General features: G+C 37.7%; 11 protein-coding genes. 2 read left to right on the top strand and 9 right to left on the bottom strand.

Annotation, left to right across the window (positions count from 1 at the left end):
• Positions 1 to 55: 55 nt before the first annotated feature.
• Positions 56 to 637, bottom strand: coding sequence for a tRNA-(ms[2]io[6]A)-hydroxylase (miaE, locus tag E0W73_RS15675; RefSeq protein ID WP_135222991.1), 582 nt, complete (start codon positions 635 to 637; stop codon positions 56 to 58).
• 113 nt (positions 638 to 750) lie between these two features.
• On the opposite strand from miaE, the gene E0W73_RS15670 reads away from it, so the two are divergent.
• Positions 751 to 1,992, top strand: coding sequence for a glycosyltransferase family 4 protein (locus tag E0W73_RS15670; protein ID WP_135223058.1), 1,242 nt, complete (start codon positions 751 to 753; stop codon positions 1,990 to 1,992).
• 43 nt (positions 1,993 to 2,035) lie between these two features.
• On the opposite strand, the gene E0W73_RS15665 is transcribed toward E0W73_RS15670, so the two are convergent.
• The 8 genes from E0W73_RS15665 to porU form a co-directional block, all read right to left on the bottom strand.
• On the bottom strand, positions 2,036 to 2,914 hold the full coding sequence (locus tag E0W73_RS15665) for a helix-turn-helix domain-containing protein (protein ID WP_135222990.1): 879 nt from the start codon (positions 2,912 to 2,914) through the stop codon (positions 2,036 to 2,038).
• Between the two features lie 96 nt (positions 2,915 to 3,010).
• On the bottom strand, positions 3,011 to 3,541 hold the full coding sequence (locus E0W73_RS15660) for a carboxymuconolactone decarboxylase family protein (RefSeq protein WP_135222989.1): 531 nt from the start codon (positions 3,539 to 3,541) through the stop codon (positions 3,011 to 3,013).
• Between the two features lie 584 nt (positions 3,542 to 4,125).
• Entirely contained in the window at positions 4,126 to 5,973 is a 1,848-nt protein-coding gene (locus E0W73_RS15655) for a hydrolase/aminopeptidase (RefSeq protein ID WP_135222988.1), read from the bottom strand.
• A gap of 91 nt (positions 5,974 to 6,064) precedes the next feature.
• Complete coding sequence (locus tag E0W73_RS15650) at positions 6,065 to 7,708, bottom strand: pyruvate dehydrogenase complex dihydrolipoamide acetyltransferase (protein ID WP_135222987.1); 1,644 nt, start codon at positions 7,706 to 7,708, stop codon at positions 6,065 to 6,067.
• A gap of 5 nt (positions 7,709 to 7,713) precedes the next feature.
• Entirely contained in the window at positions 7,714 to 8,712 is a 999-nt protein-coding gene (pdhA, locus tag E0W73_RS15645; protein WP_095928018.1) for a pyruvate dehydrogenase (acetyl-transferring) E1 component subunit alpha, read from the bottom strand.
• 159 nt (positions 8,713 to 8,871) lie between these two features.
• A complete protein-coding gene (gene cdd / locus E0W73_RS15640; protein ID WP_135222986.1) occupies positions 8,872 to 9,354 on the bottom strand; it encodes a cytidine deaminase in 483 nt (160 codons plus the stop codon).
• Positions 9,355 to 9,430: 76 nt separating this feature from the next.
• The gene (porV, locus tag E0W73_RS15635) at positions 9,431 to 10,636 is read right to left on the bottom strand and encodes a type IX secretion system outer membrane channel protein PorV (RefSeq protein ID WP_135222985.1); all 1,206 of its coding nucleotides are present in this window, start codon (positions 10,634 to 10,636) and stop codon (positions 9,431 to 9,433) included.
• A 40-nt stretch (positions 10,637 to 10,676) separates the two neighbouring features.
• Positions 10,677 to 14,513, bottom strand: coding sequence for a type IX secretion system sortase PorU (gene porU, locus E0W73_RS15630; protein WP_135222984.1), 3,837 nt, complete (start codon positions 14,511 to 14,513; stop codon positions 10,677 to 10,679).
• Positions 14,514 to 14,726: 213 nt separating this feature from the next.
• Here porU and gldJ point away from each other — a divergent pair, with 213 nt between their 5' ends.
• Positions 14,727 to 16,397, top strand: a complete 1,671-nt coding sequence (gene gldJ, locus E0W73_RS15625; RefSeq protein WP_135223057.1) for a gliding motility lipoprotein GldJ — start codon at positions 14,727 to 14,729, stop codon at positions 16,395 to 16,397.
• Positions 16,398 to 16,459: the final 62 nt, after the last annotated feature.

The following is a 16,459-nucleotide window of genomic DNA, read 5'->3' as shown; positions in this document are numbered from 1 at the left end:
ATAGGCGTAGATGCGGTATTGTGATTGATTTGGGGAATGAAATAAAAAAGGAGTTTTATCCGTGAACGGTTTCTTTTTTACCGTAGTTGGTAATAATAGAACCTTCATATTCAATCCATTCTTTCCATCTTTTGTCAATGTCAATATTGTCTTGATATTTTCTGGCGAATCCTAAAAATGTTGTGTAATGTCCGGCTTCAGAAATCATTAAGTCGCGGTAGAATTTAGCCAATTCTTTGTCCTGAATATTTTCTGAAAGCACTTTAAAACGCTCACAGCTTCTGGCTTCGATCATGGCAGAAAATAACAATCGGTCACAAAGCGCATCTCTTCGGCTTCCATCTTTTTTCATGAATTTAAAAAGTTCATTCACGTAATGGTCTTTTCGCTCGCGTCCTAAAGTCAGTCCACGCTCTTTAATGATGTTGTGAACCATTTGAAAATGCTCTAATTCTTCTCTTGCGATAACTAGCATCTCGGTTACCAATTCTTCTATTTCAGAATTGTAGGTTACGATGCTTATGGCATTCGAAGCAGCTTTTTGTTCGCACCAGGCGTGGTCGGTCAGAATTTCTTCGATATTTGACTCAACGATATTTACCCAGCGAGGGTCTGTGGCTAATTTTAATCCTAACATGACAGCGGTAATTTATGTGCTGCAAAATTAGTCTTTTTTTACAACCAAAAGTTAGTAAAAATGGTTCAAAAATGTTCAAAAAACTATTATTTTGTAAAATGAAACCAATTAAGATGGAACGGCTGAAAAAACTTTTAATTATTGGCTTTGTATGGCCAGAACCCAACTCGTCTGCAGCAGGTGGAAGAATGATGCAGTTGATTTCTATTTTCAAAGAAAATGGATTTGAAGTCACATTTGCAAGCGCGGCCCAAGACAGTGATTTTATGGTTGATTTAGGTGAGTTTGGGGTCGTCAAAAGAAATATCGAACTTAATTCTTCGAGTTTTGATGATTTTGCAAAAGAATTAAATCCAGATGTTGTCTTGTTTGATCGTTTTATGATTGAAGAACAATTTGGATGGAGAGTGATTGAAAACTGTCCAAAGGCAATCCGAATTTTAGATACCGAAGATTTGCATTGTCTTCGAACAGCTCGACAAAAAGCTTTTAAAGAAAACCGCCCTTTCGCACTTTTTGATTTGTTGTCTGAAGAAGTGGCAAAAAGAGAAATCGCCAGCATTTTAAGATGTGATCTGTCTCTAATTATTTCTGAATTTGAAATGAATATCCTAAAAGAGGTTTTCAAAATTAATGAAGACTTACTTTTTTATCTTCCTTTTTTGGTTGATGAAATGAAAGAAGAACAGCTTCTAAAATTGCCTTCTTTTGAGGAACGAAAGAATTTTGTTTTTATCGGAAATTTTCTTCATGAACCCAATTGGAATACCGTTCAGCATTTGAAAGAAGCAATCTGGCCTTCTGTAAAAAAAGATTTTCCGGAAGCGGTTTTGGAAGTGTACGGCGCTTATCCTTCGCAAAAAGTATTACAGTTACATCAGCCTAAAAATGGATTTTTCATTATGGGAAGGGCAGAAGATGCCAATGAAATTGTGAAAAAAGCCAGAGTTGTTCTGGCGCCAATTCGTTTTGGAGCAGGGCTGAAAGGAAAATTATTAGAAGCCATGCAATGCGGAACGCCAAGTGCAACGACTTCAATTGGCTCTGAAGCCATGCATGCCAATTTATCTTGGAATGGTTTTATTGAAGACAACCCATTAGAATTTTCAAAAAAAGCAATTGCACTTTATCAAGATGAAAATCTTTGGAAAGAAGCTCAAAAAAATGGAATAGAAATCATTAATAAATGCTATCAAAAAAAGAATTATTCAGAGAAATTGATTTCATTGGTAAACTCACTTTTGATGGATTCTGAAAGCCATCGACTTCATAATTTTATGGGAAATCTTCTCCAGCATCATGCTTTTAAAAGCACCATGTACATGTCAAAATGGATTGAAGCGAAAAATAAGTAATCAGTAACAGTTTACAGTAATCAGCGGACTGCGACTGCAAACTTTAAGCTTCCATTTTTCCAAAACCAACCGTTTCACGATAGATTTGAGGCGAAACATCTGCATTGGTTTTAAAGAAACGGCTGAAATAATGTTCGTCATCATAACCTAATTCATAGGCTATTTCTTTTACGGTTTTGTTGGTCATGTACAATTCTCTTTTGGCTTCAATAATAATTCTTTCTGAAATTAAACCAGTCAAAGTTTTGTTGAAATAGTTCTTGGCTATCTTGGCCAATGCTTTTGGAGAAATATTCAATAAATCGGCATAATTTCCAGCCGAATGTTTGGTTTTGAAATTCAGTTCAATCGCATCTTTCAAGTTTTGAAGAATTATGGGTTCTTTTGCATCCGGAACCGATTTCATTTCTTCCAGTTGTTCTGTTTTTAATCGTGAAGCCGTAATTAAAAAGATTTTCAAATAGGAAATCAATAATTCGTATTGCGCCAATTCTGCATTCTGGATTTCAGCTTTCATTTGTTCAATCACCATTTTAAAAGTTGTTGCCGCTTGTTCTGTAACTTGAACATAAGGAGGCTGATAAATATTATTGAACAAAACCCCATTGCACGAAACCTCTTTCTGATGCATGTGAATGCAATAAAAATCAGGGTGAAAATGAATCGCGATTCCTTCAATCGGTTCACTCACGCAAAGCATAAAAGGTTGATAAGGCGAAAAGGCCAGAAGTGAGTTTTCTTCAAATTGATGTTCTGCAAAATCGGCTTTTACTTTGCCTTTTCCTTTGGTAACCCAAATTAAAGAGTAATAATTGTTTCGCTGCAAATGATCGAAATGACTGTTGTCATCAAAAGAAAGAATCTTAAAAGCCAAATTACCATTTTGCGGATTTATTAAAGTAAAAACATTTTGGGAACTCATGATTTATTTCATTTTTGGAAATATAAAGATAGCTCTCAAATAAATTCGGAGCTATCTTTATACATCGTTTTTTGTTATTGTGAAAGTGCTGTTTAATTATACTGCAGGAAAATCAATTTCAGTATTGGCTAAATTGTTGAAGTAGTTTGTTAATACGTTCAAAGCGGTATGTGCAACAGTTTCGGCAATTTCAGCATCAGAAACTCCTGCGTTTTTCGCTTTATTTACATCTTCATCATTTACCAAACCACCTTTGCTGATTAAGGTTTTCGCCAATTGTAAAATCGCTTCTGTTTTAGCATCATCAGAATTTCCTGTTCTCGCAGCTTTTAAAACTGCTGGGTCTGCTTTCACTAATTTTTCCCCAATAAAAGTGTGAGCTGCTAAACAGTAATCACAAGAGTTGCTTTCTGAAACTGCTAATGCAATCAATTCACCTGTTTTTGCGCTTAATTTTCCGTGGCTCAAAGCACCGCTCAAATTCAAGTATCCTTCCAAAACTGCTGGAGAATTTCCCATTGTTCTCATCATGTTTGGTACAACGCCCAATTTTGCTTGCACAGCGTTGAATAAATCTTTAGTTTTTCCTGTTACTTCTTCTGGGTTTAATGCTGTTAATCGTGTCATTTTATTTAATTTTTAAAGTTGTTATTTGTTGTTGTCTTTTGACATTACAAAGTTGCAACGATTACAGATTTTAGAACATGGAGGATTGACGCTATGTGATGGATAATTTTCCCTGAGCTTTTTTTCAGGAGCTGATCCAGCTTTCCGTTTCAAGTCCTCACTGCAAACCCTGATTTTCTAAGCCATAAAACGAGCTTCCGTTGGTCGCTGTTTTCTGGCAAGAAAAATCAAGGTTTGCAGTTCCGGGCTTTCCACTCCAATCTGGGCTAGGGCACTTGGTTTCAAAAGGATGCTTTTGTTTAAATATTGTCGTCTAGTTTGTCATCCTGACGAAGGAAGGATCTCCGCAAGAAGCTCGACAAAGATTGGAGTTGTTCTGTATGATTTTCCATGCAGTTTGTCATTTCGACCGAAGGGAGAAATCGCACGCGTAACCACAAAGATTGGCGAAGTTTCTAGTGAGATTTCTCCCTTCGGTCGAAATGACAAATAGTGCGCATAAAAAATCCCCGTTTACAATGTAATCGGGGATTTTTTGAGTTTTCAGTTTTTAAACTGAGTACTTTTAAACTGTAAACTGAATACTATTTCAAAACCCCTTCAACAGCCTGAATAGTCGTAGCATGATAACCAGATTTTGCTTTATCAAATACTTTTTTAGCCCAAACTTTCCCTTCTGGAGTTTTAGCCATTTCTTTATAAAGCATCATCACAGAACCTGTTCTGCTTATTCCTATCAAAAATTGTTCAATTGCAGGATCGGCGGCTTTGTATTGATGACGAATTGCCTGAACAAACCATTGACGCTTGATGATGAAATTCCCGCCTTTCGTAAAGTTGAATTCTTTGTCAATTGCTTCCATTTCTTTTGCTGTAATATCAGCTGGCAAATGATCTATAAAATGCTGTTTTTCGGCAGTTGTAGTGATTTTTTTGTTTAAACCGGCAACGCCAGTTTCTCTCCAACTTTTTTGAATTGCATCAATAGCATCAAATTCTGCTGAACTGACAGGAAGAATATTGGATGGAATTCCCGGTTTGTAAATCCACTCTTCTAATTTGATTTTATCTGCTAAAGCTTTGTCTCCCTTAATAAGATTTTCGTTTAAATACTTTACAAAATCTTCTGTGGTGATCGATTGGAAAGCATGAGAATCGAAATAATTCTTAATAAACGGGTCGAATTTTTCTCTTCCGACAGCATTTTCAATAACTCTTAAAAACGCATATCCTTTTACATAAGGAATCTGGCTGATTCCATCGTCAGGGTTTCTGTTTGTGAGACTTACTTTTAATCTTGTGTCTGGATTTGTATCCCCGTATTCCGCAACATTATCAACTAATTCTTTGTTGGTGATAACGTTTTGCATGTCAAATTCTTTCTTTCCGAAAATAGCTTCGCCAATTCTGTGTTCTACATAAGTTGTAAAACCTTCGTTTAGCCAAATATCGTCCCAAGTCGCGTTTGTAACTAAGTTGCCACTCCAGCTGTGTCCTAATTCATGCGCTAATAAACTCGTTAACGAACGATCTCCAGCAATTACTCCAGGTGTTAAGAAAGTCAGGTTCGGATTCTCCATTCCGCCATAAGGAAAACTTGGAGGTAAAACCAAAACATCATAACGTCCCCATCGGTATGGTCCGTATAATTTTTCTGCCGCATTTACCATTTTGCCTAGCTCAGCAAATTCATAAGCCGCGCTTTTTAAAACAGATGGTTCTGCATAAACACCAGTTCTGTTGTCGATTGACTGAAATTCGATATCTCCAACTGCAATAGCCATTAAATAAGACGGAATCGCTTTATCTTGTTTAAAAGTATAAACCCCAGTATCGTTTTTCTTCTGTGGATTTACAGCGCTCATAACCGCTAATAAATCTTTCGGAACTGTAACTTTTGCATTATAAGTAAAACGAATGCCCGGAGAATCCTGACACGGGATCCAGGTTCTTGACCAAACACTTTCTCCCTGAGAGAACAAGAACGGTTTCTTTTTGTCTGCAGTCTGTTCTGGTTTTAACCACTGTAAAGCTACTGCATCTTTAGTTGTACTGTAATAAATGTTTACTTTGGTTGTATTTGGCTCGATTGTAATATGAAGCGGTTTTCCGTGGAATTCAACATCTTTTCCGAGTTCAAATTTGGTTTCTTTTTCGTCATCACCAAGAGTAACTTTGGTGATATTTAAATTATTTTCGTCGAAAATAATTTCGTTTCCTTTGCTGCTATTTTCAATTGTCCAAGACGCTTTACCTGAAATCGTTTGTGTGTCAAAATCGACTTTTATATCAAGGTCAAGATGTTTTGCAACAGCAAGTTCTGGTTTAGAATAGCTATGTTCGTCAACAACAGCAGTAGTTTTTTCTGTTTGCTCTTTTTTCTGGCAGGCAATTGCTGTAAGAAATAAAGCGACAAGAATTAGTTTCTTCATTTTGTGAGGTTTTGAATTTGAGGATGAAAATTAAACAAAAAATCCCGTTCCAAAACTTCGGAACGGGATTTAATTATAAAATTAACAACGATTACGCCAACATTGTAACTGGGCTTTCGATGTATTGTTTTAATGTTTGTAAGAACTGAGCGCCAGTTGCACCGTCAATTGTTCTGTGGTCGCAAGCCAATGATAACATCATGGTGTTTCCAACTACGATTTGACCGTTTTTAACTACTGGTTTCTCAACAATTGCACCTACAGAAAGGATAGCAGAGTTTGGCTGGTTGATAATTGAGTTGAATTCAGTAATACCAAACATACCAAGGTTAGATACTGTAAAAGTACTTCCTTCCATTTCTTGTGGTCCTAATTTTTTGTTTTTAGCTCTTCCAGCAAGATCTCTTACTGAACCACCGATTTGAGATAAACTCATAGCGTCAGTAAATTTCAATACAGGAACAACTAATCCGTCTTCAACAGCTACAGCAACACCAATGTTTACGTGGTGGTTGATGATGATAGCATCTTCTTTCCAAGTAGAGTTGATTTTTGGGTGTTTTTTCAATGCCAAAGCACAAGCTTTGATTACCATATCGTTAAAAGATACTTTTGTATCAGGAACACTATTAATGGCAGTTCTTGCTTGCATTGCTTCGTCCATGCTAACCTCGATTACTAAGTTGTAGTGAGGAGCAGTGAATAATGACTCAGAAAGACGTTTTGCAATGATTTTACGCATTTGAGAGTTTTTAATCTCTTCTGTGAAAACTTCACCAGCAGGAACAAATACTTTTGGAGCAGCAGGAGCAGATGCTTCTTGTTTAGCAGCAGGTGCCGAAGCAGCGGTTTGGGCCTGAGCAGATGGAGTAAAGTTCTCGATATCGCTTTTTACGATACGTCCGTTTTCTCCAGATCCTTTTACTTGAGATAATTGGATTCCTTTGTCAGAAGCGATTTTTTTAGCTAAAGGTGAAGCTAAAATTCTTCCTCCGTTTGAAGTTTCAGCAGCAGCTTCTGGCGCTTTTTCGGCAGCAGGGGCAGCTTTTGTTTCTTCAGCAGCAGGAGCGCTTGCAGTTGCAGCACCTCCGGCAGTAAAGTTGTCAGCAATTCCAGAAATGTCAGTACCAGCAGGTCCGATAATCGCTAATAAGCTGTCAACAGGAGCAGTATTTCCTTCTTGAATTCCGATGTATAATAATGTACCAGCATTGAAAGACTCAAACTCCATAGTCGCTTTGTCTGTTTCAATTTCTGCCAAAATATCTCCTTCAGCTACAGTATCGCCAACTTTTTTCAACCAAGTGGCCACTGTACCTTCTGTCATTGTATCACTTAAACGTGGCATAGTTACTACAACAACACCTTTTGGTAATTCTGTTGCAGCTTTTGCAGGAGCAGCAGTTTCCGTTTTTGCTTCAGCTGCAGGAGCATCTGCTTTTGGGGCTTCAGCTGCCGGAGCGTCTCCACCAGCTAAAAGAGCAGAAATGTCTTCTCCCTCGTTACCGATAATCGCTAATAATGAATCGACTGGAGCGGTTTCTCCAGCTTGGATTCCGATATGTAAAAGAGTTCCTTCGTTAAAAGATTCGAACTCCATTGTTGCTTTGTCTGTTTCAATTTCAGCTAAGATATCACCTTCGCTTACTTTATCGCCTACTTTTTTAAGCCAAGTCGCTACCGTTCCTTCCGTCATTGTATCGCTCAAACGAGGCATAGTTACTTTAATTGCCATAATTCTTATAATTTATGAGGTGTAAATGGATAGTCTTCTTGTGCGTATACTACATCGTATAATTGTTGCAAATCTGGGTACGGAGATTCTTCAGCGAATTTCGCACACTCTTCAACTAAGTCTTTAACTCGTTGGTCAATTACTTCGATTTCTTCTTGTGTAGCATATTTTTGATCTAAGATTACGTCAAGAACTTGTGTAATCGGGTCGATTTTTTTGTACTCTTCAACCTCTTCTTTAGAACGGTATAATTGTGCATCAGACATTGAGTGTCCTCTGTATCGGTATGTTTTCATTTCAAGGAAAGTCGGTCCGTCTCCGCGACGAGCTCTTTCAATAGCTTCGTGCATTGCTTCAGCAACTTTTACAGGATTCATTCCGTCAACAGGTCCGCAAGGCATTTCGTAACCTAAACCTAATTTCCAGATGTCAGTGTGGTTTGCAGTTCTTTCTACAGAAGTTCCCATTGCATAACCGTTGTTTTCAACGATAAATACAACCGGAAGTTTCCATAACATAGCCATATTGAAAGCTTCGTGAAGAGAACCTTGTCTTGCAGCTCCATCGCCAAAGTAAGTCATGGTAACACCGCCAGTGTTGAAATATTTGTCTGCAAAGGCAATACCGGCTCCTACAGGAATTTGAGCACCTACGATTCCGTGTCCTCCATAAAAACCATGTTCTTTAGAGAAAATGTGCATAGAACCTCCCATACCTTTAGAAGTTCCAGTTGCTTTTCCTAAAAGCTCTGCCATTACGTTTCTAGGATCAACTCCCATACCAATTGGCTGTACGTGATTTCTGTAAGCAGTAATCATTTTGTCTTTAGTCAGGTCCATAGCGTGAAGAGCTCCCGCTAATACGGCTTCCTGACCATTATATAGGTGTAAAAAACCTCTAACTTTTTGTTGAATGTATAATGCTGCAAGTTTGTCTTCAAACTTTCTCCAAAGCAGCATGTCTTCATACCACTTTAAATATACCTCTTTTGTAACTTCTTTCATCTGAATTCTTTCTTTTGCTAAAGTTGTTTGTGTTATCGATTATTGTGCCTGTAACGCAAAATAGTTTCCTCCCACAAATTTGCGCCCGAAAGGTCGGGATGCAAAAATAAGACATTACATTTAAGAACTAAAATTTAAAAGCTACTTTTTGGCTTTTTTTTACAAGAACTTTTTATCGAACATTAATGGAAGCAAATTTTTAAGGGATGCCGATTTGTAAACTTCGCCTATTTCGCCCATAAAATAGATTTCGATAGGGGTTTCCTGCTTTATTTCGTATTCGGCAATCGACTGTCTGCAAGAACCACATGGCGGAATTGGTGCCTGTGTTTGATTGGTGTCTGAGGCCGCTGTAATGGCCATTTTTAAGATTTTTGATTCGGGATAGATGCTTCCGGCGTAAAAGATAGCAGTACGCTCTGCGCATAATCCGGAAGGGTAGGCGGCGTTTTCCTGATTAGATCCCAGAACTACTTTTCCGTTGTCCAGCAATAAGGCGGCACCGACTCTAAATTTTGAGTAAGGCGCATAGGCTTTTTTTCTTATCTCAACCGCCTGATTCATTAGTTCCTGAATGTCTTCTGGAAGTTCTTTTGTGTTTTCGTATATTGTAAATGAGGAGTTTATGCTGATTTCTTTCATTCTCTTTATTGGAAAAAAAATCCAAATTTCTGATAAGCAGAAATTTGGATTGTATTATTCTTAATTAATTATTTTTTTAATAAGTCTCGTATTTGTCACCAAAGTTAAATGTTAAAGAGAAACGAAGCGTGTTTTCTAACGGATTTTTAACTTTCGAAGCAGAGAATAGGTAAGAAACGTCTACCTTGATAATATTGTATTTGAATCCAGCTCCAAGTGAGAAAAATTGTTTTGCTCCTTTTTCTGGACTTTCATGGTAATATCCAAGTCTCATTGCAAAAGAATCTTGGTACATGTATTCTCCTGCAACGCTATAGGTGATTTCTTTCATTTCTTCCTTGAATCCGCCAGGGGCATCTCCAAATGATTTGAAAATCCCAGAAACCCATCCTATGTTTCGGTAATCGTTGTATGCAGCATCTGTAGCTTGTTGCTGTGTAATATCCTCAGGGTCGTCAAAATCTCCGTCGCCATTTCCGTCAATAGCGGCCTGAAGTCCTGGAGGGGTTGGCACTAAAAGTTTTGTAAGTTCAGCACTTAGGGCAAATTTGTTGTAGTCGTCAAAAATAAATTCAAATCCTCCCCCTATTCTCAAATTTGCGGGCAAGAAATTAGTGCTAAAGTCATCTCTGTCGTAGCTGATTTTCGGTCCAAGGTTCTGAAGATTAATACCCGCTCTCCATCTTCCGTTGAAATCTTGATAGGCAATTTCTTCAGATTGGTAAAAAGCTGCAATATCAACCGCAAATGTTCTAGCGGCAGATGCATCAACATCTTCTGAAGCTACTTTTAAATTAGAATTTATAAAACGCGCCCCCACAGCCATCGAGAAGGTTTCGCTTAGTTTAAGTGAATAAGATCCGTCTAATGCAAATTCGTTTGGATTTACTCTTCTGGCAACTTCGTTTGGGTCTCCAGTTTGTCTGAGCTCGATATCTCCAAAACCAAAATAGCGAAAACTTCCTGCAAATGCACTTCTCTCGTTTATTTTGTTGTAATAGGTTAATTGTCCTAACGAAATGTCGTTGGCAAGGTCTGTTAAATAAGGAGTGTAACTAATAGACAGGCCTTGTGCGTCTTCTGCAAAAGCATATTTTGCGGGATTCCACTGTTGTGAAAAGACGTCTGATGATGTAGCGACACCCTGATCGGCAAGACCGGCAGCTCTGGCATCTGCAGCGACTAAAAGAAAAGGTACTCCCGTTGTAATAGGCCTTGACTCTTGGGCTTGAATATTATAAATCGTAAAGAAACAAACTAATAGAAGTGATATTTTTCTCATTTATGGGACTAATGGGTTGGTGATGCAAATATATAGATTATTATAAAATGACAAGCTTTTCGTATTTTTCTGCTTTTTTATTTGTTAAATTCGATTTAACGGTAAGCTTATAAATATAAACTCCTTTTCCGATTCTGTCGCCAAAATCATCCCTGCCATCCCACGTAATTTCTCTAGATAAAAAGCCTTCGGTGGTAACGGTCTGGTTTTTTGTCCAGACTACTTTTCCTGTAATCGTCATTACTTGAACTTGTACGTCCAGCGGTTCGTAAGGCCTGTTGTGCGAGAACCAGAATTCTGTATAAGTCGAAAAGGGATTCGGATAATTAAGAACATGTGACAATGTTAAAGATTCGTCTCCGACCACCGTAAACTGAATCTCGCTTGTGACAGGATTGTTATAAACGTCCCAAGCGGTAAAACTTATTGTATGCAGTCCGGGAGCTAAATTACGCAACGGAAAACGTAAATTCCCGTTGGTGTAATCGTCTAATTTTGTTTGATAATAATCATTCAAAATATAAGGATTGCTTACATCTCCATCTAAAATCGCTACAATGTCATGCCCAATGCCACTTGCTGTATTTATCCCATTTTCATCTTCAAGAAAGGCTAAAAGAAAAGGCGATTCATTTGTAATTCCACCAGATACAAAAGTTTCATCATTCATATATAACTTAACTTTCGGACTTATATTGTCCTGAGGTGCATTTTCGTTAATTCCTCCAATTTTAATGTTGGTGTTATAGCCCGATTGATTTTCAAGGGTTTCATTTTTTTTGGAATAAAAGCTGATTCTTCCATTATCTAGAGGAATTCTGATGTCTCTTGGAACAACAAAACTAAATTCAAACTGACCGTTGGTTACTGAGGCGTTTCCTCTAAAAATAGTTTCGCCAAGGTTTTTAAACTGCATTACCGGACTGTTGCCGTCATTGTTTAAGGTTGAAGTTGTGATCATTTTGTCGAAAATGGCCGCAGCGAGTTCTCCGTTATAATTGCTTAAAACACTGTTGTTCTCATCTGTGATTTCGCCCGTGATTTTGATTTTTGCTAAAGATTTAAAATCAGGGATAGATTGAGAAACCTCAATGTCATTTACTTTGGTCAGATTAATTCTTGGCTTCGGAATGGCAAGCATTAAGGCTGGGTCTCCTATGTAAAAAACAACATTGCTGGCCGAACTTGGATTTTCGTTTTTCGAAATTCGCAGCGCCTCGGCGATAGTTGTATATTGATTCGATCCGTATGAAAAGAGATTTCTGCTCAGGCTATCATTGAAGTTTTCAGCATTAAATTGCCCGATAGACCTTATTGTGGTTAACATGGAAATTGCTCCGCCTTTTGGATTCCAAAACGTATATTCTCCTGCTGTTGGTCGTGTAGGGTCGTCAAATCGAGAAAACTCACAGGTAATGGTTATAAACAAAGGATATTTGTATTGATTGTTGAGATTCTGTCCATCCGATTTTTCCCAAATTCTTTCGCTTGCGAGACCGTCTTCGCCGCCATGTCCTAAATAATTAAAGACCAAAGCGCCTTTTTCAAAAGCATCAAAAAAATCGGACCTCGCCTTTGGGTAACGTGATCCTCCAGCTGAAGCTTCTTGAGTGTAAGAGTCCAAAAAAATCTTGTCGATATTAAAAAAAGGTTTTTCTGATGCAATGACATCAGCCAAGTTGTTTTGCCTTGACTGCAGAGATGCGTCTGATGCCTGATCGGAGTCGTCACTTATTAGAACAAAATTATTTCTCCAGTTCCCATATGATTTTGAATCGTGGTATTCCAAAACCTTGTTAATCATTTCGGCCGCCTGTGAATTATCTGCAACCAACATTCGTCCGACAGCAATGTCAATTCCGCCAAAGAATGATGTTACGTTTCCTTCGTCAGCATCCATTAGTCCGTAGAAATCATCAGAAGCAAAAGAAGACTCTCCAGAAGTTGTGCTGTTTAAGGCGTGATAAATCGGGACAATATTCGTGTTGTTTGAAATTCTGTCCTTATAATCATATGATGCGTCTCCAAAAAGATTAACGTATTTTATTCTTTTATCATTAGAAGAGGCGTTTTGATAAAGATATCTAATGCAGTTTCGTATAGCGGCAATATCTTGTTTGCCCGAAGAAAACTCTTGATAGATATTTTCGAGTGTAATCACCTTTGTATTCAAGTTTGAAGAATTGCGATGAAAGGTGGCCAGTTTTTCAGCTTGAGAAGCTAATGATTTTGGCGTGATGATGACATAATCAAGATCCTGAAAGCTGTTTTGTGAATTTCTTAAAAGTGTTCCTTTTAGGTTCTGATTGGCGATTTTAGGTTGATTGTCTTTTAAAGGAGTGTAGTAATCTGCGGGGTCTACAGCTACGTATTTTCGCACTTCTCCCAAAGTTGCTTTAAAGCTGAAAGAATTTTGATTGACATTTTCAATACGTACTATATTATATAGGTCTGTAATATCCCATACTTGCGAAATGGAAGTTGAGTTTCCGATAGTGTAATTTACGATTCCTGTAGAGGAACCTGCGGCGTCATACTGAAATCTGAATTGCTTTCCTGTGCCTAGCAGTTTTCTTTTTGCAGTTAGATTTATGTAATCCAGATAGCCTTTAGAACCCGGTACACCATTATTATTGTATGTCAATTTGATTTTTACAGATTCAGATCCTGTAAAAGTTGTACCAGAGGGCAGTTTTCCGTTGTAGTATTTTGTCTCAGAATTGGTAGCTAGCGAATTAAAATTAATGGTTCCGATGTTCTGTCCATTTGAGCTTACTGAAAAAGAAGTAGGAGTATACGCGGCTGAAGCGGCATTGAGCTCAATTTTTACAGGAACTGAAGCTTCTATGTTAGGAAAGTTAAATGTAAACTCCTGTTCTTGATTGATGTCGAAAGATTCGCCAAGCCATTGTCTTCCCAAATGCCCGATATTGGTGAGGTCGATTTCATGAAATTGATAGTCATCAAACGTGTTCAGTTCTAGAGAGGCATTTGCGGACGGCTGCGCAAGGTTTCCGATTCTTTTTCCGTCACCGCCGGCTGTTGTAACGTAATAATATGATTTTGTGTCGTATAAGTTAAGGTTGGTTTGGCTTTCTGAATTCCAATTTTCGACCCCTTCAGCATAAAAAAGTATATAATCCTCGTTGTTAAATATGCCGTCGTTTTCTCCTATAACCTGAATGGCGTTCTCGGTAAGGTCTTCTGGGTAATAAATGTTATTGGCAAGTGGCAGCATTCTCCCGCCGTTTCCGTAGATTTTGATTCTTCTAGGGTCGGTTTTGGCGGGGTCAAACCCGAGACTTTGTAGAAAAGATCTCGAAATTCTATATACTCCCGATTTTTCGACATAAAATCGGTACCATTCCCCCGAGGAAAGAACCGAATTGTAAACCGCAGCTGATTTTTGAAAAGCAGTAGCATTCGAACTTCTTGCTGAAGAAGCGCTTATTTGATATGAAAATGATTTGATTCGCTTAAAACTGTTTCCTTCTTTAATAATAGGAGAAAGTAGTAAAAAAAGTTGCCTGCTGTCTCTGGAAAGAACACTTTTTAGCGTTTCATTTGGCTTTTCGGGAAGGCTGTTAAGGTTTAAATCTCCCAATTCTGCCGCCGAAACAGTTTCGTATAATACGTTAGAAATTTGCACAGAGCCGCCGTTTACAGCGCTCGATTGACTCAGATTGAGCATGATCGAAATGCTTTTTTTGGTAAAATCGTATCGAAAACTGTTGCCGGTGAAATAAGGAATAATCGTTTTATAATCTCCGAAACTCATCTCTTTTTTGGTTTTCCAATCTATCGTGAAGCTCCCATTTATCTGGGAAAACGACAAGATAGGAAGCAGAAAAAGGTACACAAATAGAGCTTGTTTCATAGGTCAGAAAAACGGGTTTAATTTAAAATTATTTTGATTAGTAAAAATATATTATTTCATGTTATAGTAAATAATAAAAAGTATATTTTTGCGTTCGTAACTATAGGTTATTTTCTGGTAAAAAACAGCTAAATAAAATTATTAGAACAGATGTTGCTAATTAAATGTTAATTATTATATTGCAGCACCTAAATTTATCACCTAAGAATGAGTATGAAAGTAAACAAAATTGTAGTCTTGCAGTTAATGATGTCAGTAGTATTGATGTTGGGCACGGCTAGTTGTAGCAAAAAATCGAGTTCCTCTCACGCTTCACGAGCGACTGGCTGGGATGTAGACAGTCAGAATGGAACTGCTGCTAGAAATGCAGGTAAAAAACAACAGGCAGGTCCTGGTTTGGTTTTTGTTGAAGGAGGTACATTTACAATGGGTAAAGTACAGGATGATGTTATGCACGATTGGAATAACACTCCGACTCAACAACACGTACAATCATTCTATATGGATGAAACCGAAGTTACTAATGGTATGTATTTAGAATACCTAGAGTGGTTGAAAAAGGTTTTCCCTCCAACAGAAGAAAATTACAAGAATATTTACGAAGGAGCATCTCCTGATACTTTGGTTTGGAGAAATCGTTTAGGATACAACGAAACGATGACAAACAACTACTTAAGACACCCGTCTTATGCTAATTATCCAGTAGTTGGTGTAAACTGGATTCAGGCTGTTGAATTTAGCAAATGGAGAACTGACCGTGTAAATGAGGCAGTTTTAGAGAAAAACGGATACATTAAAAAAGGTGCTAAAACACAAGATGTAAGTGCTGAAAGTTTATTCAATACAGAGGCTTATCTTGCATCTCCATCTACGACTTATGGTGGAAACGAAGAATTAGTTCTAAAGAAAAGCTCAACAGGAAGAAGACTTAAAGAAGGTGCAGAAGAGAAAAATGTTTATGCACAACGTTCTTCAGGTATTATCTTGCCAGAATACAGACTTCCTACCGAAGCAGAATGGGAATACGCCGCTGCAGCTGATGTTGGACAAAGAGAATACAATATCTATAAAGGACAAAAAAAATACCCTTGGTCTGGAGATTATACACGTTCTTCAAAACGTAAAAATAGAGGTGACCAATTGGCTAACTTTAAACAAGGAAACGGTGACTACGGTGGAATTGCAGGTTGGTCTGATGATGGTGCAGATATTACTAATGCTGTAAAAAGCTATGCTCCAAACGACTTCGGATTATACGATATGGCTGGTAACGTAGCAGAATGGGTTGCCGATGTTTACAGACCTATTATTGATAATGAAGCTAACGATTTCAACTATTTCAGAGGAAACCAATACGCTAAAAACAAAATTGGTAAAGACGGTAAACTTGAAATCATCAATAAAGATAACATAAAGTACAAAACTTTAAGTAACGGTAAAAAAGTTGCTACAAATCTACCGGGAGAAATTGCTCAGGTGCCAGTTGATGAAAATGAAACTTACCTAAGACAAAACTTCAGCCAAAGCGACAATATCAACTATAGAGATGGTGATAAACAATCTTCTAGATATTTTGACTTCGGAGATTCAGAGTCTGGGCCAAAAGCGGATCAAGCAATGTACAACTCTCCTAAACACAATGTAACTGTGGATAGTTTAGGTCAGATGGTTAGAAAGTATGACAACTCAAGCAAACGTACTACATTGATTGATGATAATGTAAGAGTTTACAAAGGTGGATCTTGGAGAGACAGAGCTTACTGGTTAGACCCTGCTCAAAGAAGATACTTCCCTCAGGATATGGCAACCGACTATTTAGGATTTAGATGTGCTATGTCTAGAGTAGGTTCTAAAACTGAAAGAAGAAAATCACCAAGGAATTAAGATTTAGAATTCTAAACATATAAAATTCCAAATTCCAACACTGAATATTCAGTTCGGAATTT

The organism is Flavobacterium foetidum, from assembly GCF_004634245.1.
In the GTDB taxonomy this organism is placed as follows: domain Bacteria; phylum Bacteroidota; class Bacteroidia; order Flavobacteriales; family Flavobacteriaceae; genus Flavobacterium; species Flavobacterium foetidum.
The sequence above is the reverse complement of the archived record's forward strand: the minus strand, read 5'-3'. Positions and strand labels throughout refer to the sequence as shown.